Here is an 18,496-nt window from a genome sequence, read left to right as displayed (position 1 = left end):
CATGACTACCTCCTTCCGGAAAAGCGTCTTCGTCGGCATCGCCGGACTGTCCCTGGCCGGCTCCGCGGCAGGCTGCGCGCCCGGGCAGGCCACCGGCAGCCAGGGAACGCCCGATGCGCCATCAGCCGCCGCGGGTGCCGCCAGCTACAAGGACGGGACCTACAGCGCGGACGGCAACTACGTCTCGCCGAACGGCACCGAGACGGTGGGGGTGACCCTGACCCTGGCCGGCGGCGCCGTGTCCGACGTCCAGATCACCCAGCATCCGTCCAACCCCAACACCAGGAAGTTCCAGGGCGAATTCGCCGGCGGCATCCAGTCCCAGATCGTCGGGAAGAACCTCAACGAGATCAAGGTCTCCAAGGTGGCCGGTTCGTCGCTGACGAGCGGCGGCTTCAACCAGGCTGTGGAAAAGATCAAGTCCGAGGCCCAGTAGTAAACAGCACGTCGTAGGCAGCCAGTAGCCGCAGGAGGAAACGTGCCGCATCCGGGCTGGACGGATTTCAGTTTCGATGGGATTGGTACGGGTTGGGACATCTCAACACCGTCCCCGCTCTCCGGCGCGTTGCGCCGCCGCCTGCTGGACACCGTCGAGGACTACGACGCCGCATGGTCCCGTTTCCGGCCGGACTCCGTTATCGCGGGCGCCGCGCGGCAGCCCGGACGCTACACCCTGCCGGCCGGGGCCGCTGCCCTGGGTCCGCTCTACGAAAAGCTGTACCGGCTCAGCGGCGGGGCCATGACGCCGTTGATCGGCGGCAGCCTCGAACAGCTCGGCTATGGCGCCAGCCACTCCCTTCGCCCCGGCGGCCCGCCGCTGCCCGCCCCGCCCTGGGACGAGGTGCTCGACTGGCAGGGCACTGTGCTGACCACCCGTACCCCGGTGGTGATCGACGTCGGCGCCGCCGGAAAGGGCCAGCTGGCGGACCTGCTGTCCGCCGCACTGCGTGAGAGTGGCATCAGCGAGCACGTCATCGACGCGAGCGGCGACCTGGTCAACGCGGGTTCCGTGCCGGTTCAGGTGGGCCTGGAGCATCCTTACGATCCGGCCCGGGCCATTGGCATCGTCAGCCTCGGGGCCGGGGCGCTCTGCGCTTCCGCCGCCAACCGGCGCGCCTGGGGTGACGGGCTGCACCACGTGCTGGACGGCACAACCGGAGCGCCGGTGCGCACCGTCGTCGCCAGCTGGGCGATGGCGGCGAGCGCCATGGTGGCCGACGCGCTGGCAACCGCACTGTTTTTCGTTGAGGGGTCCCGCCTGCGGGAGGAGTTCGATTGTTCCTGGCTGACCGTCCACTCGGACGGCCACGCGGAATATTCGGCCGATTTTGAAGGGGTGTTGTTTTTATGACCGCCACCATCTCCACGCCCGCCAGTTCACGGCTGGAGACGGCGCTGGGCCGGTTCACGATGTACCGGCTGGTCCTCTGGGTCCTGGCCGTGCTCGCCGGCTACAGCCTGCTGCTCGATGTGCTTGGCTGGCTGACGTTCGGGCTTCCGGAGATGATCGCGCATCTGGCGCTCTGCCTCGGCCTGACGTACGCTTCCAACCGTGCCATTGCCGCGCTGTTCCATGTGCGCCCGCACTCTGAGTCGTCCCTGATCACGGGGCTGCTGCTCTACTTCCTCTTCTGGCCCACGCAGTTCTCGGCGGGGCTGCAGTACCTGGACCTGGCCGGTGTGGCCCTCGCCTGCGTGCTCGCGTCGGCGTCCAAGTACGCCCTCGCCTGGCGCGGCCGCCACATCTTCAATCCGGCAGCGGCCGGCGCGTTCATCACCGGGCTGACCGGACTCAATATCGCCACCTGGTGGGCTGCCACCCCTGCGATGCTGTGGCTGGTGCTGCCGGGGGTCCTGCTGGTGCTCTACCGGGTCCGGAAGCTGCTGATGGCGTCCGTGTTCACGGTGGTGGCGGTGACCATCGTGTCCGTGGAACTACTCCGCGCCGGCATGGCAGCGGGCGACGCGTTGTGGCAGTCCATCGCCCAGCGCCCGGTCCTGTTTTTTGTCGGCTTTATGCTGACCGAGCCGCTCACCCTGCCGCCGCGCCGGTGGCAGCAGCTGGCGCTGGCCGGCGGCGTCGGACTGCTGTTCGCCATCCCCTACAACCTGGGTTTCGTGGCCAACTCGCCCGAGCTGGCGCTGCTCGTGGGCAACGCGTTCGCGTTCACCGCCGGCCAGCGCGGCCGGGTCCTGCTCCGCTTCCGGGGCTCCCGTCCGTTGACGCCGACGACGACGGAATTCCGCTTCCAGCCCGAGCATCCGCTCCGCTTCACCCCGGGACAGTACATCGAGCTGAACCTGCCGCACGGGAAGGCCGACCACAAGGGCCGGCGGCGGGTGTTCAGCCTGACCAGTCCCCCGGATTCGACGGAGCTCACCATCGGGGTGGGAACGGCCGAACCGCGGTCCACGGCCAAGTGGTCGCTCCTGGCGCTGGAGCCCGGCGACGAGCTGACGGCCACCGCCGTGGGCGGGGACTTCGTCCTGCCGCGGAGTCCGGAGGCGTCCGTGCTGCTGATCGCGGCCGGCATCGGCATTACCCCCTATCTGTCCCAGCTGTCCGGCCGCTCCGCCGGGAAAAGGGATGTGGTCCTGCTGTACCTGGCCAGGAATGCCGCCGAACTCGCCTACGCCGGGGAACTCGAACGCACCGGGGTGCGGGTCATCGCCCGGCTTGCCGACGGCTCCGCGCCACCGGCGTTTATGCAGAATGCGGGCGCCGTCCGGATCGACGGCACCACGCTGAAGGACCTCGTCCCCGACATCGCGCGCCGGGTTGTCTATGTCTCGGGCTCGCCGGCGAGTGTCCGCCCCCTCCGGGCTGCCGCCCGCCGGGCCGGGGCGCGCCGGATCCATGTGGACTCCTTCGCGGGCTACTGAGTTCCGTGGACTGGGCGCGCCGATTTTCCCTTGGAGCCCACCTTCCTGCTAAGCTCTAGGACGTCCCGCCGGTAACGGCAGGAACCCTGACTGCCCTCGTAGCTCAGGGGATAGAGCGTCTGCCTCCGGAGCAGAAGGTCGTTGGTTCGATTCCAATCGAGGGCACACACAAGAACCCCTAGGATCCACTGGATTCTGGGGGTTCTTTCGTGTTGGCTGACAGGGTGCAGGGTCAATGGCCGCGTTGCGGCCCTACGAACGGGGGCGGCGGATGAACTTCGGCGCGGCGCTGCTGTTTCCGTTCCAGTGGCTGGTGTCGGCCATCATGGTCGGACTCCATGACGGACTGAGCTCCCTCGGCATGCCTGCTTCCAGCGGCTGGACCTGGACGCTGTCCATCATCGGCCTGGTGCTGGTCATCCGCGCCGCCCTGATTCCCGTATCCCTGAGGCAGATCAAGGCCCAGCGCCGCATGCGGCAGCTCCAGCCGGACCTGAAGAAGCTGCAGGACAAGTACAGGGGCCGGACCGACGCCCTGTCCGGGCAGGCCATGGCGCAGGAACAGATGGCCCTGTACAAGAAGCACGGCACCAACCCGTTCTCGGCGTGCCTCCCCCTGCTGATCCAGGTGCCGTTCTTCCTCGCCCTCTTCACCGTGTTGTCCGGTATCCCGACGGCGGCCGACAGCGGGAAGGCGATCGGCGCGATGAGCCACGAGCAAGTGGCGCAGTTCGGGGAGTCGAGCATCTTTGGCGCCCCACTGGCGGCGTCCGTGCTCCACGGCACGCCCCCGGGCGGCAACGTAGTGGCCGTGTGGATCCTGTCCATGGTGATGATCCTGGCCATGACGGCCTCACAGTTCATCACCCAGCGGCACATCATGGCCAGGAACATGGCCGCGGGGACTGTGGCGGGGCCCGCAGCACGGCAGCAGAGAGTGCTGCTCTACTCGCTGCCGGCCGTCTTCGGCGCGGGCGGCATCATCTTCCCCATCGGCGTGCTGATCTACTGGACCACCACGAATCTGTGGACCATGGTGCAGCAATTCGTCCTTGACCCGGGGCCATGACGAGCGGCCGGGCGGGCGGACCCGGCGGCTCAGCTCCGGGCTTCGACGATTTCCTTGAGCTTCGCCAGCGCCGGCGGCCACGCGTCGTCGAACATGGACACGAACTGCTCGTCGCTGTCGAGCTCCACGTCCACCGTCGTTGACCCCCCGGACCCGCTGAAGGCATACTTTTCATGGGCGCCCACAAAAGCCTTCGCCGCCTCGCTGGTGGCCTCGACCTCGCCGTTGACGATCAGCCCGACGTAACGCAGGGAGATCAACTCGTGCGGCCTGTTTTCCTCAACCGTGGCGATCAATCCCCCCATGGAGCCGTCGCCGTCGGGCCCGAGGAACCGGATTTCGCTGCCCTGGTTCCAGTCCCCCTCGTAGGAGGACTCACCGAAGGCTTTGGTCCATTCCCGGTAGAAGGCCTGGTCCAGCATGGTGGTCCACACGTCCTGCACGGGTGCGTTGACGGTTACCGAATACCTCAACTTTTCCATAGCCGATTCTACGTCTGCGCTTGAACCCCGGGCCAGCACGCAGCCCTGGTCCTCGGCGGATAAGGAGGAAGCGGGCGCGGCCCCCTGCCAATTGTCGGTGCCCGCTCGTAGGCTGTCTGCATCGGCAGCGGGGTTCCGGCGGCCGGGTGGCTGGACTGGGTGCCGGCCGCCGCACCACCACGGGATCCCGCCGAAGCAATAAGGGGTCTCACCATGCACTGTTCCATCATCCCTCCGTACATGCTCCGCCGCCTGGCAGCCCAGCGCGAACCGGAGCTTTCCGACGCCGCCCGCGCGGCGAAGGAAGCCCTCCACCACGTCCCGGGCTTCCACGCGTCGCGGGCCCTGCCCGGTCCCGGCAGCCATCCGGGAATGCGGGAACTCCAGCCGTCCCCGCCGGAACGGACGGTCTACGACGCCGAATTCGCCGAGCAACTCCCCGGCAGCGTGGTCCGCAAAGAGGGGGAACCGCCCACCGGCGATCCCGCGGCCGACGAGGCCTATGACGGGCTGGGGCACACCCACCGCCTCTACGCAGAAGCCTTTGGCCGGAACTCGATCGACGGCAACGGTCTCCACCTCGAGGCCACGGTCCACTACGGCCGCCTGTACGACAACGCATTCTGGGACGGCCGGCAAATGGTGTTCGGCGACGGCGACGGACAGGTGTTCCAGCGGTTCACGAAGTCGTTGAGCGTGATCGGCCACGAACTCGCCCACGGTGTCACCCAGCACTCCGCGGGGCTGGTCTACCGCCACCAGGCCGGGGCGCTGAACGAATCGATGTCCGATGTCTTTGGGGCGCTCGTTGAGCAGCATGTCCGGGAGCAGTCGACGGCGGAGGCCAGTTGGCTGATCGGCGAGGGCCTCTTCACAGATCAGGTCCAGGGGACCGCCTTGCGTTCCCTGAAGGCTCCGGGGACGGCGTATAACGACGACGTGCTCGGCAAGGATCCGCAGCCGGACTCCATGGACGGCTACGTTCACACGAGCGCTGACAACGGCGGGGTGCACATCAACTCAGGGATCCCCAACCGGGCGTTCTACCTGGTTGCCACCGCGCTCGGCGGCAACGCGTGGGACGCGCCCGGCCGGATCTGGTACGAGACCCTGACGGGCGGCACGCTGTCCCCGACCGCCACCTTCGGGGCGTTCGCCAAGGCCACTGCCGCCTCCGCCAAGGAGCTTTTCGGGGCGGATTCCACAGAGCATGACGCCGTGCGGTCCGCGTGGGAAACTGTGAAGGTAAAGTTCCCTGGAGCCAGACGGTAACCCAGCTCACGGCGATCCGAGAGCCATGGACGTTACCGTCTCCTGACGATGCGAGACCGATGAAAATCACTGTCCAGCGCAGCGGCGGCATGGCCGGCATGAAGCGGACGTGGACCGTGCAGCCCACGCCCCCGGAGGATACAGACCTCTGGCAGCCCCTGATTGAGGCCTGCCCGTGGGACGCCGTCCCCACGTCCGGCCGGGGTGCCGCCGCCGGTGCGCCGGACCGGTTCCTCTACAACATCCGGGCCGGACAGCACCGCGTCACGCTGCCCGAACAGGCCGTCACCGGCCCCTGGCGGGATCTCGTCGAGACGGCCAAAGCGGCGGCCGAGCCTCCGCCGCCGCCCGGCCGCGGTTAGACTGCGGCGGCCAGGTGTCCGCGGAAGGTGCGGCGGTAGGACTGCGGGCTGGTGTCCAGCACCTTGGCGAAGTGGTGCCGCAACAGCACTGAATGGCCGAAGCCGGATTCGCGGGCGATTTCGTCGATGTTCAGGTCCGTGGTCTCGAGCAGTTCCTGGGCCCGCAGCACCCGCTGTGAGTTGAACCAGGCCGCCGGGGTCGCACCTGTCTCGGAGCGGAAGCGCCGGGCGAAGGTCCGGGGCGACATGTGGACACGCGCGGCGAGCTCGTTGACCGAATGGTCCTCCCCCAGATGCCGCACCATCCACTGCAGCAGTTCCTCCATGGGTTCGGAGCCGCAGGCCGGGATGGGCCGGTCGATGAACTGGGCCTGGCCGCCGTCGCGGTGCGGCGGAACCACCATGTCCCTGGCGATGGCCGCCGCCACGTTGGCACCGAACTCCAACCGGACCAGGTGCAGGCAGGCGTCGATGCCCGCGGCCGTGCCCGCGCTCGTGATGATCCGGCTGTCCTCGACGTAGAGGACGTTCTCGTCCACCAATGCAGCAGGGTACCGGTTGGCGAGCTCCTGGGAGTAGTGCCAGTGCGTGGTGCAGCGGCGGCCGTCCAGCAGCCCGGCCCGGGCCAGGGCAAACGCCCCGGAACAGATGGACATGACCCAGGCGCCGCGGGCGTGGGCGGCCCGCAGGGCGTGCAGGACGGATTCGGGGACGTCCTCGTCCCTGCCGTAGGGAGCCATGATCACCAGGTCCGCGTCCGCCGCGGCCTCCAGTCCAAGCCCCACGTGCAGGGACAGCCCGGACTTCATCGGGACGTCGCCCGGCACGGGGGTGCAGACCCGGAAATCGAAGGCCGGCACGCCGGTCCCCCGGTCCGACCGGTCCACGCCAAAGACCTCAAACGCGGTCCCGAACTCGAAGATCGCGAAGTTGGGAACCACGATCAGCGCCACTGTTTTGATCATGTCTCCATTCTGGCAGAAACAGTGGCAGAAATTAGAGCTTTTTGGGCATTTCTGCCACTTCTTTTGCTTCCCCGACCGGAGAACCATGGAGGTATGGAACTCATCGGAATCGCCTTTATCGTTCTCATCGTCGTCGGCCTCGCCGCCACCGTCGCAGCACTCCGCAAGGACGGGCTCGGCCACAACCCGCCGGTCCGCTCGGAGGACTACTGGTCCGCGCTGGACCTGCCCAGCACCAACTACACCTTCCGGATCTTCTGAACCCCGGCAGACCCGATCACGCTCACCCGGAACACCCGCTGCCCGGCCCCGACAGGGACCGGGCACTACTTTTGTCCCGCAACCGCCGTGCGGACAGTTCCCAGTAGACTGTGTGCAGCCATGACACTGCATATCTCCTACCCCGCCGAGCTGCCGGTCTCCGAGCGCCGCGAGGACCTGATGGCCGCCATCGCGGCCAACCAAGTGACCATCATCGCCGGCGAGACCGGCTCCGGTAAGACGACCCAGATTCCGAAGATGTGCCTGGAGCTTGGCCTGGGCGAGAACGGGCTGATCGGCCACACGCAGCCGCGCCGGCTGGCCGCCCGCACGGTCGCGGAACGCATCGCGGAGGAACTCGGCGTCGAGATCGGCCAGGAAGTCGGCTTCCAGGTCCGCTTCACCGGAGAGGTCAGCCGCAACACCAAGGTCAAGCTCATGACGGACGGCATCCTGCTGGCCGAGATCCAGCGCGACAAGCTGCTGCGTAAGTACAACGCCATCATCATCGACGAGGCGCATGAGCGCAGCCTCAACATCGACTTCATCCTCGGGTATCTCAAGCGGATCCTGCCGCAGCGGCCGGACCTGAAAATCATCATCACCTCGGCCACGATCGATCCGCAGCGCTTCGCCAAGCATTTCGGCAGCGAAGAGGAGCCGTCTCCGATCATCGAAGTCTCCGGACGCACCTACCCGGTCGAGATCCGCTACCGGCCGCTGTCACAGCCGGCCGGCGGCGCCGCCGGTGACGATGCAGTCGCGGCCTCCGACGACGAGCTGGAAGAGGACCGCGATCCGCTGGACGCCGTCTGCGACGCCGTCGACGAACTTGCGCAGGAGGCGCCCGGCGACATTCTGATCTTCTTCTCCGGCGAACGCGAAATCCGCGACGCCGCCGAGGCCCTCAACGGCAGGATCCAGTCCAACCGAAAGCTGGCCGGCACCGAGGTACTCCCGCTCTTCGCTCGGCTGAGCCTGCAGGAACAGCACAAGGTCTTCCATCCCGGCAGCAAGCGCAGGATCGTGCTCGCCACCAACGTCGCCGAGACCTCCCTGACGGTTCCCGGCATCAAGTACGTCATTGACACCGGCACCGCCCGCATCTCGCGGTACTCGCACCGCACCAAGGTCCAGCGCTTGCCGATCGAGCGGGTTTCGCAGGCGTCCGCGAACCAGCGCTCCGGCCGCTGCGGCCGCGTCTCCGACGGCATCGCCATCCGGCTGTACTCGGAGGATGACTTCGAGTCCCGGCCGCCGTACACCGATCCCGAAATCCTGCGCACCAACCTCGCCGCCGTCATCCTCCAGATGACCGCGATGGGCGTCGCCCGCGGCCCGAAGGACGTTGAAAAATTCCCGTTTGTGGAGCCGCCGGACTCCCGCGCCATCAACGACGGCGTCACCCTGCTGCGGGAACTGGGCGCCCTGAGCGCCGCGCGTCCGCAGGAGGAGACGGGCGACGGCGACGGACGCCCCGGCCGCCGACTGGCCAACGGCAGGAACGCAGGAAGAAACGGCGGCGGGCTGACCGCCGTCGGGCAGCAGCTTGCCCAGCTTCCCGTGGACCCGAGGCTCGGCCGGATGATCGTCGAGTCCGGCAAGCGCGGCTGCGTCCGCGAGGTCATGATCCTCGCCGCCGCGCTCACCATCCAGGACCCGCGCGAGCGCCCAACCGACAAGCAGCAGCTCGCCGCGGAGAAGCACGCGCGCTTCCGGGACGAGAACTCGGACTTCACCGGCTTCCTGAACCTCTGGAACTACATCCAGGAGAAGCAGCAGGAGCTCTCCTCCACAGCCTTCCGGCGGCTGTGCCGCGCCGAGTTCATCAACTACCTGCGCGTCCGCGAGTGGCAGGACCTGTTTGCGCAGCTGCGCCAGCTGGCCCGGCCGCTTGGCATCAGCCTCGACAACAAGCGCCTGGCGGATCCGGTGGGCAACCATGAAGGGATCCACATCAGCCTGCTCTCGGGCCTGCTGAGCCACGTGGGCATCCTTGACGAGCGCAAGCGCGAGTACGCCGGCGCCCGCGGCAGCCGCTTCGCGATCTTCCCGGGCTCGGCCCTGTTCAAGAAGTCCCCCACGTTTGTTATGGCCGCCGAACTCGTGGAGACGAGCCGGCTGTGGGCCCGGGTGGCCGCGAGATTCGATCCACTCTGGGTCGAGCAGGTGGCGCCGGACCTGGTCAAGCGCAGCTACAGCGAACCGCACTGGTCCAAGAAGATGGGCTCGGTGATGGCCCACGAGAAGGTCACACTGTACGGCGTTCCCATCATTCCGAGCCGCCGGATCAACTACGGCAAGGTGGATCCCGAGCTCTGCCGGGAGCTGTTCATCCGGCATGCCCTGGTCGAGGGCGACTGGCAGACCCACCACAAGTTCTTCCACCGCAACCGGGCACTCCTCCACGAGGTTGAGGAGCTCGAGGCGCGGATGCGGCGCCGGGACATCCTGGTGGACGACGAGACACTCTTCGAGTTCTACGACGCCCGGATCGGCAGGGATGTCGTGTCCGAGCGGCACTTCGACAAATGGTGGAAGGAGGCACGGCAGCAGGACCCCGCGCTGCTCGACTTCGACCAGGCGCTGCTGATCAGCGAAGACGCGGATGCCCTGGATGACTCGGCCTACCCGAAGACCCTTATGCACAAGGGCTTTGAGCTGCCGCTGAGCTACGAGTTCCACCCGGTGGCCCCCGGCTCGCCGCCCAACCCCTCCGACGGCGTCACCGCCGAGGTTCCCGTGCTGTTCCTGAACCAGCTCGACGACGCGGCGTTCCGCTGGCTGATTCCCGGCCAGCGGGTGGAGCTGGTCACGGCCCTGATCAAGTCGCTGCCCAAGCACGTGCGCAAGAACTTCGTGCCGGCCCCGGACGTCGCCCGGCAGGCGGTCGCGGCCCTTGAGGCGGACTTCGATCCGGCCACCGACGAACTGGAAGCCTCCCTGGAACTCGTCCTGCGCCGGCTCCGCGGCCAGGTCATCCCACCGAATTCGTGGAACTGGGACGGCGTTCCGCCGCATCTGCGGGTCAGTTTCCGCGTCGTGGATTCCCGGGGCAAGGTGCTGGACGAGGGCAAGGACCTCGGAGTGCTGCAGGAACGGCTGGCGCCGGCCACCCGCCGGGCGATCGCCGAGTCGCTGGGTGCCACGCCCGCGACGACGGCGCCCCAAGCGAACGGCCGGTCCAACGGGAAAGCGAACGGCAAGGCGGCAGCCCAGGCCAACGGCGCGGCAGCGGGGACCACGGTTTCCGCGGTGTCGGCAGCCTCGACCGGTTTCGCCGAGCAGGCGGGGCTGACCTCCTGGTCCTTCGGAACACTGCAGCGCCAGGTCCAGGGAGCGGTGAAGGGGCATACCGTCACCGGCTACCCCGCGCTCGTGGATGAGGGTCAGACCGTGGCCCTGCGGCTCTTCCAGACGCGTTCCGAACAGGAACAGGCCATGCGCGGCGGCGTCATCCGCCTGCTCGCGTTGAAGGTGCCGCCGCCGGACCGCTACGTCCTGGAACACCTGAACAACACCGAAAAGCTCACGTTCAGCCAGAACCCGCACGGTTCCGTCACGGCACTGATTGCCGACTGCGCCCTCGCCGCCATCGACAAGCTCACCCCGGCCGAACTGCCCTGGGACGAGGCGTCCTTCACTGCACTGTACGAAAAGGTCCGCGCCGAACTGATCGACACGGTCTTCACCGTCACCGCCACCGTGGAGCGCATCCTGGCCAGCACCCGGCGGATCGAGAAGGCGCTCAAGGGAACCACAAGCCTGGCCCTGATCAGCGCCCTCAACGACATCAAGAGCCAGCTGGGGCAACTCGTGTTCCCCGGTTTTGTGGCACGCACGGGCTACAGCCAGCTCAGCCAACTGCCGCGCTACCTTGCCGCGATCGAGAAGCGCCTCGAGAAACTCCCCACCAACGTCCAGCGGGACGCCCAGCACATGGCCGCGGTCCAGGCCCTGGAGGACGACTACGACGACGCCGTCTCGGCGCTGCTCCCCGGCCGGCGGGCCGGCGCCGAGTTAACCCAGGTCCGCTGGATGATCGAGGAGCTCCGGGTGAGCCTCTTCGCCGTCGAACTGGGGACCGCCTATTCCGTCTCCGAAAAGCGGATCCGTGCTGTGCTTAATAAAGCGCTGGCGCCGGCCTGACGCCCGGTGGGGACAGCCAGGCCAGCGCCTGCGGTTGGTCGGAGCGGCCCTTAGGCCTCCGGGACGTGGGCCGCGTGTCCGGCTTTCCGGAGACCTTCGCGGAGCGTCTCGGCGTTGGCGTCCAGCCGTGCGGGATCGGGGTTCTGGTCCACCGAGCCGAAATCAAAGTCCGCCATGGTGTTGGACGGCCACACGTGGACGTGCAAATGGTTGATCTCGTAACCGGCCACAATGAGGCCCGCGCGTGCCGCGTCAAACACCTCGACCTGAACGGCGCCGATCTTCTGGGCCACCTGCATCACGCGGGCCAGCAGCTCCGGGGACGCATCCGTCCAGCGGTCCACTTCCTCGGCCGGCACCACGAGGGTGTGCCCGTCGGCGAGCGGGCCCGCCGTCAGGAACGCCACGACGTCGTCCTCGCGCCAGACGAAACGGCCCGGGATCTCGCCGTTGATGATCCTGGTGAAGAGAGTGCTCATGCGTCTGCCCTTTCCGAAGGTGTTCCGAGGGTGTTGGTGTCCAGGACAAAACGGTACTTCACATCGCCGGCCACCATACGGTCGTAGGCTTCATTGAGCTGGTCGGCGCGGACCACCTCGACGTCCGAGGTGACGCCGTGCTCGGCGCAGAAGTCCAGCATCTCCTGGGTCTCGGCAATCCCGCCGATCAGCGAGCCGGCATAGGCTATCCGGCGCCGGATCAGCGCGCCGGGGTTCACCGGCGGCATGTCCTCCGACGGGAGCCCGAGCTGGAAGAGGGCCCCGTCCACGCGCAACGTGCGGAAGTACGGGTTGAGGTCGTGGGGCGCGGCGACCGTGTCGATGATGACGTCAATGCTCCGGTTCGCGGCGTCCATCGCGGCCTCGTCGCGGGACAGGATGACCTCGTCCGCGCCGAGTTCCCGGGCGGCGGCGATTTTGGACTCCGACGTGGTGAAGACCTTCACTTCGGCGCCCATCGCCTTGGCCAGCTTGACGGCCATGTGGCCCAGTCCGCCCAGGCCCACGACGCCGACGACGTCCCCCTCCTCGACGTCGAAGTGGCGCAGCGGCGAGAACGTGGTGACGCCGGCGCACAGCAGCGGCGCCGCCGCGGCCGGGTCAAGGCTTTCCGGGACGTGAAGCACATAGCGGCGGTCCACGACGACGGACGTGGCGTAGCCGCCCTGTGTGATGGCGTCCCCGTTGCGGCGGTCCTTCGAACCGTAGGTCCCCGTCATGCCGTTTTCGCAGTACTGCTCCAGGCCGTCGAGGCAGCTGTCGCACTCACGGCAGGAATCAACCAGGCAGCCGACGCCGACCAGCTCCCCCGGGGTGAAGTCGTCCACAGCGGAACCGACGCGGCTGACCCGGCCCACGATTTCGTGGCCGGGGACCAGCGGGTACTTCTGGTTTCCCCATTCGCCCCGGGTGGCGTGGACGTCCGAATGGCAGAGTCCGCAGAATTCGATGGCGATCTCGACGTCGTCTTCTTTGGGCGCGCGGCGGGCTACCGTCAGGGGAACCAGTCCGCTGTCGCTGGCTGTCGCGCCGTAGGCCGCGGCAAGGCGCGGGCCGCCAGTGGTCTCGGACGGCGCGGTCAGATCGGGAAGCGGCTTGGCGAGGGGCGGTGGTACGGGGCGTCCAGGAGTCATGACTCGACGCTACCCCCGGGTGACGGGACTTATCCAATCAGGATCGCCAGGGCCCCAGGCGGGCTCGACTCTGATCGTGGCGGTGGTCGCATCCAAGCCGGCTGCCAGGTACTGGTGGATGATCTGTACGCAGCTCTCCATCGGAACGGTGGGCAACGCGGGGTCACTCCCGGCCCATCCGGCGGCGCATTATGGGCGCAGAATGACCCCGCGTTGCTCAATCGTGAGAAGGGCGGCTGGCTGCCGCATGCGGTGTGGGGTCGGTGATGGTTGAAGTAGTGCAGCCAGCCATGTAGCTCCCCACGACGCTCAGCCTCGGAGGTATAGCAGCGGGCGTAGGCCCAGCCGTCGGCCAGGGTGCGGTGGAAGCGCTCGATCTTGCCGTTCGGCTGTGGGCGATACGGGCGGGTGCGCTTGTGCTTGACTTCAAGTTCGGCGCAGGTGTCCCGCCACAACTGTGAGCGGTAGGCGCCACCGTTGTCAGACAGAACGCGCTCGACGGTGATGCCCCGCTGGTTGAACCACTCGACAGCGCGAACGAGCACCGCTGTGGCAGTTTGGGCGGTTTCGTCATCACGGATTTCGGCGTAGGCGACGCGGGAATGGTCGTCGATGACGGTGTGGACGTAGGCGTAGCCCAGAAGTGGGTCACTGTGTTTGTTGCGCGGCTTGCCGGGTGTCCTGGCGCGGTTCTTCTCGCCTTGCCGGCGGCCGACGTAGCGCCACCCTCCGCCGTCGGGGATGTTGCCAAGCTTTTTCACATCTACATGGATCATTGACCCGGTATGGTCGTGCTCGTATCGACGGATCGGTTCACCGGTAGCACGGTCGACATGCGACAGGCGGTTCAGGTGAACCGAGGTGAGGATGCGGTGAACCGTCGACGGGGCAATCCCCAAACGGAAAGCCAACTGAACGGGCCCCTCGGTGACGCAAACGAAGGGTGATGCAACGACGGCTGGTCTTCGCGCTGGTTTTGTTCGGCGAGTGGTGTGGCCGCGAGGATCGGTCCTGCATCGACTGGCCTACTCGGTACCGCTCGACCCATCTCTTGACCGTGGGCCACGAGACCTGGAATCGGGCGGCAACTTCGCTGATCGGCCAACCGTCATCGACGACGAGGCGGGCGACCTTTAGCCGGTGGCGCGGCGTGAGAGCAGCGTTTGGGTGGGTCATGAATTCCCGCAGAGACGGAAAGGGGCCAGCCGGATTCGGCTGACCCCTTTCAGGTTGTGCGTGCAGTTCAGTTGTTTCGAGAAGCCTCTGACTGAATGGCCTTGGCGAGGTCGCGGGGACTGCTCCACATAGGCCAATGGCCCGTCGGGAGGTCAATGACATCGAGGTGTTCAAGGTTCGCGACTTCGGTGAACATGGGATGACCGGTTTGGGCCAGCTCTAGCACCTGCGCACTAGGGATTGAGCAACAGACCAAGGTCGTCCGGACCTTGCGGCGGGCGTCGTTGGTGAGCTCGATGGGCTGACGAAGCACGGGGCCGGGCTCAGGGACGGCTCGGGCCCGAAACTGCTCGAGGACCTCTGCGCTCAGGCCTTCGAGGCTCGCCTGCTGTGCAAGGACGTCGAAGGGCGGCAGCGGAAGCTCCTCCAACTCCTCCGGGAGGTCTGGGGCGAAGACACTTCCCGTCGTTACAGGGCCGGAGTCGACCCACACTACCCGGTGGACAAGCTCAGGGTATCGGTCCATGACGATGCTGACGGGAGCGTTAGCCCCACTGTGGGCGACGAGAATTGCAGGCCGATTACCGTTTTGAGTAATGACGCCCAGGATTGCTTCAGCCTGGGCGTCGAGGGTTTTAGTCGCACGCTCAGGATCGTGCGCATCGAGACCGGGCAGTGTCATCGCGATGGCACGAGGGTGGTCGGTTTTCAGGTGTTCAAGAACTTCATCCCAGGCCCAAGCGCCCAGCCAGTGGCCGGCGATGAGAATGATGGTCGGACTGCTCAAAGTGGTTGTCATGTCACAACTCTCGCAGGCCCTACGGACAACGGTATGTCACTATTTATGTCATGAATTTGCCTGGGTCTGAGCAGTGAAGCGAGCAGAACGGCTCCATGCTCTATCAGAGATGTTGCGCCGCGGTGGCGCGCGGGGGGTCTCCGCCGAACGGTTGGCGAGAGAGTTCGAGGTGTCCGTGCGCACAATCAAGAGAGACCTCGATGCGCTGGAGAACAGCGGTGCGCCCCTATGGTCGCGCCCAGGTCCGGGCGGTGGCTACGGATTGGCTATCGGCGTGTCCCTGCCACCCGTCAGCCTGTCTCCGGCGCAGGCTGTGGCGCTCATGGCGGCTGTGTCCGTTGCGTCTGATGCCCCCTACGCTGATCTGGCAGCAGCCGGTATCCAGAAGATCCTGGACGTCCTCGATCCCAGAACCCGAGCAAGAGCTGACGAGCTGGCCCGCCGTGTGTGGGTCAACGCGCTTCCCTCGTCCTCGCGCGCGGTTAAGTCGGCTCTGGAGGAGGCGATGGCCGAACAGCAAGTAATCCGTATTCGCTACACATCGAGAGACGGGACCACGACCACCCGTGACGTCGAGCCCGTGCTGTTCGCCTCCACGAACGGCCAGTGGTACTTAATTGGATGGTGCCGAATGCGCGACGCAATGCGATGGTTTACCGTGTCGCGCATCGAGCAGGCCACCGTAACTAAGGCGGCCTGCAGCGGCCACACCATCCACGAGATCGGAGAACCCCCAGCGAACGCCAGACCGGTACCCGGTCGTGGCGAGTGAGCCACTCAATCAACCTCTCCGGTCAATACCGCTAGGTGACCCCGCGTTGCTGTGGCCGGCGCCCTGGCGGGGCAACCGGAGAGGCAACTCGTGCGAATGCCGGCAGCGAATCAACCGGGGTTTTAATGTCGCAGGTGCCCGATAGCCTGTTTCCATGGACGGCGAGCAGGGGCCCGATGTGGCTTCGGAGGCAGCGTTTGGGGTGGCGGTCAGGGAGATGATCCGCAGCCTGGCTGACGCCCGGCCGCCCGCGGACAGCCAGGGGAAGATTGACGGTCTCCGGCATCTCGAGGACCTGAAGTCGGCCGCAGCCGCCCTGCAGGCGAGGTTTGCGGTCGCGTTCGACCTGGACCAGCGCCGTCAACAATCCTCCTCCGGGGTGCCGGCGGCGGAGCTGGGCTCCGGTGTCGGCGCGCAGATCGCCCTGGCCCGGCGGGAATCCCCGGCCCGCGGCGGCCGGCTCCTGGGCCTGGCCAAAGCCCTCGTCACCGAAATGCCCCGTACCCTCGCCGCCCTGGAGGGCGGGCAGCTCAACGAATGGCGCGCCACCCTCCTCGTGCGCGAAACCGCGTGCCTGCCCGCGGCCGACCGGGCAGCCGTCGACGAGGAACTCGCGCCCGACACCGGGACCTTCGACGGTGCCGGGGACCGGCAACTCCTCGCCGCGGCCCGGGCCGCCGCCTACCGCCGTGACCCGCGCTCCGTCACCCAGCGCGCAAGCCACGCCGCCACCGAACGGCACGTCAGCCTCCGCCCGGCCCCGGACACCATGTGCTATTTGACGGCTTTGTTGCCCGTCGCGGCCGGTGTGGCCGTGCACGCGGCCCTGACCCGGCACGCCGACACCCTCCGCGGGTCCGGGGACCCCCGGACCCGCGGGCAGCTCATGGCCGATGCCCTGGTCGAACGCACCACCGGAAAAGCCGGCGGGATCAGCGGCATCGAGATCCAGCTCGTGATGACCGACCGCACCCTCTTCCAGGGCGCCAGCGAACCTGCCCGCCTCCCCGGTTACGGCATCGTCCCCGCCGGCTGGGCGCGGGAACTGCTCACCCGCCACGACGAGGACCCGACGGGAACCGGCACACAAGGAGCGGGCATGGCCGGAGCAGCTGCCCGGACCGGCAGCCCTGCTGCCGACACTGCCGCCGGCCACGCTGCGGACGGCGGCACCGACGGCGGCACGGTCCCGGGGGCGCCTCCCGCCGGTGGCAAAGCACTGAACGTCTGGCTGCGCCGGCTCTACACCGCCCCCGGCACCGGGGAGCTCACCGCGCTGGATTCCCGTGCCCGGCTCTTCCCGCCAGGGCTCCGCCGCCTCCTCACCGCCCGCGACGACACCTGCCGCACGCCCTACTGCGACGCCCCGATCCGCCACTACGACCACATCATCCCCTGGCACCGCGGCGGACCGACGACCCAGGGCAACGGTGCAGGGCTCTGCGAAGCCTGCAACCACACCAAAGAAACCCCCGGCTGGACCGCCCGGCCACGCCCCGGCCCCCGACACACCCTCGACATCACCACCCCCACCGGCCACAGCTACCACTCCACCGCACCGCCCCTGCCGGGATCACCTGTCCGTGAGGCGGAGCAGGTCCTGGACCTGGACATTGCCATGGCAAAGAGCCCGGGCCACCGCCGCCAGCGCCGCCGCAGAGCCAAGGACCTCCACCGCGCCCGGCAGCAAAGCCAGCGTGCGGCCTGAACGAATACCGAAGGAGCGCCGGCGCCCTGCCCCGATCGTGCCGCCCTCGACGTCCGCCTAGTCCGCGTCCGCCTAGTTCGCGTCCGCCTAGTCCGCGGCCGAGCCGTCGGCGTAGGGGGAATCGCCGGTCACAACCGGGTTCGAGGCATTGTTGGACCATTCCGAGAATGACCCGGGGTAGAGCGCGGCAGGGAACCCGGCGATTTCGAGGGCCGCAATTTCGTGCGCGGCCGTGACGCCGGAGCCGCAGTAGACGGCGGCGGGGACGCCGGTGCGCATTCCGAGACTGGTGAAGCGTTCCCGCAAGGCCGCCGGGGACAGGAACCTGCCGTCCGCACCGAGGTTGCCGGTGGTGGGGGCGCTCACGGCTCCCGGGATGTGGCCGGCGCGCGGGTCCACCGGCTCGAATTCGCCCCGGTACCGCTCCCCCGCCCGGGCGTCCAGCAGAAGTCCTTCCCGGCCCCAGGAGGCAGCCTCATCGGACCCGATCACGGGCATGGCAGCGCCGGTCAGCACGACGTCCCCGGGCGCCGCTCGCCGTTCGCCGCTTTCGAGGTCAAAGCCCGCCCCACGCCAGGCGGCCAGGCCGCCGTCGAGCAGGTAAATCTCGGCAAGACCGGCGTTCCGCAGCATCCACCAGAGCCGGGCAGCGGCCAGGTTGCCGCTGTCGTCATAGGCCACCACAACGTCGAGGCTGCAGACGCCCCAGGAGCGGGCGGATGCCTGGAACTGCTCCTGGGTCGGGAGTGGATGGCGGCCGCGGGCCGGATCCGCCGGGCCGGCCAGTTCGTTGGCGAGGTCCACGAAGACGGCTCCGGGGAGGTGTCCGGCGAGGTAGTGTTCCCGGCCGTGCGGGTCGCCGAGCGCCCAGCGCACATCCAGCACCACGGTCCGCCGTTCAGTGTTGCCGGCGTCGTCCAGCCGGTCCTTCAAGGTGGCTACATCCATGAGGGTCTGCATCCGCC

The 18,496-nt window shown here is 67.7% G+C and carries 16 protein-coding genes, 1 tRNA gene and 2 pseudogenes; 11 read left to right on the top strand and 8 right to left on the bottom strand.

All coding sequences use genetic code 11. The features are described 5' to 3' along the window. Position 1: 1 nt before the first annotated feature. The 5 genes from ABIB29_RS02990 to yidC all read left to right on the top strand — a co-directional run bounded on the left by ABIB29_RS02990 (position 2) and on the right by yidC (position 3,952). Complete coding sequence (locus ABIB29_RS02990) at positions 2-436, top strand: FMN-binding protein (protein WP_354169889.1); 435 nt, start codon at positions 2-4, stop codon at positions 434-436. Positions 437-478: 42 nt separating this feature from the next. Continuing rightward, positions 479-1,351: an FAD:protein FMN transferase gene (locus tag ABIB29_RS02985; protein WP_354169888.1), complete on the top strand. Its 873-nt coding sequence runs from the start codon at positions 479-481 to the stop codon at positions 1,349-1,351. Next, positions 1,348-2,883: an FAD-dependent oxidoreductase gene (locus tag ABIB29_RS02980; RefSeq protein WP_354169886.1), complete on the top strand. Its 1,536-nt coding sequence runs from the start codon at positions 1,348-1,350 to the stop codon at positions 2,881-2,883. Before ABIB29_RS02985 ends, ABIB29_RS02980 begins: the two co-directional genes overlap by 4 nt. Before the next feature lie 92 nt (positions 2,884-2,975). Continuing rightward, a tRNA-Arg gene (locus ABIB29_RS02975) sits at positions 2,976-3,048 on the top strand. 106 nt (positions 3,049-3,154) lie between these two features. Further along, a complete protein-coding gene (yidC, locus tag ABIB29_RS02970) occupies positions 3,155-3,952 on the top strand; it encodes a membrane protein insertase YidC (RefSeq protein ID WP_354170295.1) in 798 nt (265 codons plus the stop codon). A gap of 29 nt (positions 3,953-3,981) precedes the next feature. On the opposite strand, the gene ABIB29_RS02965 is transcribed toward yidC, so the two are convergent. Then, positions 3,982-4,434 carry an SRPBCC family protein gene (locus ABIB29_RS02965; protein ID WP_354169884.1) on the bottom strand — a complete coding sequence of 151 codons (453 nt, stop codon included), beginning with the start codon at positions 4,432-4,434 and terminating at the stop codon, positions 3,982-3,984. Positions 4,435-4,647: 213 nt separating this feature from the next. Here ABIB29_RS02965 and ABIB29_RS02960 point away from each other — a divergent pair, with 213 nt between their 5' ends. Beyond that, the gene (locus tag ABIB29_RS02960; protein WP_354169882.1) at positions 4,648-5,706 is read left to right on the top strand and encodes a M4 family metallopeptidase; all 1,059 of its coding nucleotides are present in this window, start codon (positions 4,648-4,650) and stop codon (positions 5,704-5,706) included. A 59-nt stretch (positions 5,707-5,765) separates the two neighbouring features. Continuing rightward, positions 5,766-6,068, top strand: a complete 303-nt coding sequence (locus ABIB29_RS02955) for a protealysin inhibitor emfourin (RefSeq protein ID WP_354169881.1) — start codon at positions 5,766-5,768, stop codon at positions 6,066-6,068. Here the strand turns inward: ABIB29_RS02955 and ABIB29_RS02950 are convergent. After that, a complete protein-coding gene (locus ABIB29_RS02950) occupies positions 6,065-7,033 on the bottom strand; it encodes a GlxA family transcriptional regulator (protein ID WP_354169879.1) in 969 nt (322 codons plus the stop codon). The genes ABIB29_RS02955 and ABIB29_RS02950 overlap by 4 nt on opposite strands. Before the next feature lie 93 nt (positions 7,034-7,126). Between ABIB29_RS02950 and ABIB29_RS02945 the strand changes: the two genes are divergently transcribed. Then, positions 7,127-7,294 (top strand): hypothetical protein, encoded by a 168-nt coding sequence (locus tag ABIB29_RS02945; protein WP_354169877.1) that lies wholly within the window; start codon positions 7,127-7,129, stop codon positions 7,292-7,294. A gap of 120 nt (positions 7,295-7,414) precedes the next feature. Continuing rightward, positions 7,415-11,443: an ATP-dependent RNA helicase HrpA gene (hrpA, locus tag ABIB29_RS02940; protein WP_354169875.1), complete on the top strand. Its 4,029-nt coding sequence runs from the start codon at positions 7,415-7,417 to the stop codon at positions 11,441-11,443. 50 nt (positions 11,444-11,493) lie between these two features. Here hrpA and ABIB29_RS02935 read toward each other — a convergent pair whose 3' ends face one another. From ABIB29_RS02935 to ABIB29_RS02915, 5 genes and pseudogenes are all read right to left on the bottom strand, one after another. Then, positions 11,494-11,922, bottom strand: coding sequence for an HIT family protein (locus tag ABIB29_RS02935; RefSeq protein WP_354169873.1), 429 nt, complete (start codon positions 11,920-11,922; stop codon positions 11,494-11,496). Beyond that, the gene (locus tag ABIB29_RS02930) at positions 11,919-13,076 is read right to left on the bottom strand and encodes an NAD(P)-dependent alcohol dehydrogenase (protein ID WP_354169871.1); all 1,158 of its coding nucleotides are present in this window, start codon (positions 13,074-13,076) and stop codon (positions 11,919-11,921) included. Before ABIB29_RS02930 ends, ABIB29_RS02935 begins: the two co-directional genes overlap by 4 nt. Positions 13,077-13,105: 29 nt before the next feature. Further along, positions 13,106-14,020 (bottom strand): annotated as a pseudogene (locus ABIB29_RS02925) (IS481 family transposase); the annotation flags it as partial. Positions 14,021-14,105: 85 nt separating this feature from the next. Continuing rightward, a pseudogene (locus ABIB29_RS02920) lies at positions 14,106-14,252 on the bottom strand (helix-turn-helix domain-containing protein); the annotation flags it as partial. A gap of 67 nt (positions 14,253-14,319) precedes the next feature. Further along, positions 14,320-15,051 carry an alpha/beta fold hydrolase gene (locus tag ABIB29_RS02915; protein ID WP_354169869.1) on the bottom strand — a complete coding sequence of 244 codons (732 nt, stop codon included), beginning with the start codon at positions 15,049-15,051 and terminating at the stop codon, positions 14,320-14,322. Between the two features lie 73 nt (positions 15,052-15,124). Here ABIB29_RS02915 and ABIB29_RS02910 point away from each other — a divergent pair, with 73 nt between their 5' ends. After that, on the top strand, positions 15,125-15,823 hold the full coding sequence (locus tag ABIB29_RS02910) for a helix-turn-helix transcriptional regulator (RefSeq protein ID WP_354169867.1): 699 nt from the start codon (positions 15,125-15,127) through the stop codon (positions 15,821-15,823). A 217-nt stretch (positions 15,824-16,040) separates the two neighbouring features. After that, complete coding sequence (locus ABIB29_RS02905; RefSeq protein ID WP_354170293.1) at positions 16,041-17,531, top strand: HNH endonuclease; 1,491 nt, start codon at positions 16,041-16,043, stop codon at positions 17,529-17,531. 87 nt (positions 17,532-17,618) lie between these two features. On the opposite strand, the gene ABIB29_RS02900 is transcribed toward ABIB29_RS02905, so the two are convergent. Continuing rightward, entirely contained in the window at positions 17,619-18,491 is an 873-nt protein-coding gene (locus ABIB29_RS02900) for a sulfurtransferase (RefSeq protein ID WP_354169865.1), read from the bottom strand. Between the last annotated feature and the right edge of the window lie 5 nt (positions 18,492-18,496).

Origin of the sequence: Arthrobacter sp. UYEF36 (genome assembly GCF_040547025.1) — a bacterium.
GTDB lineage: Bacteria > Actinomycetota > Actinomycetes > Actinomycetales > Micrococcaceae > Arthrobacter.
This window is presented reverse-complemented; position numbering and strand designations above follow the sequence as displayed.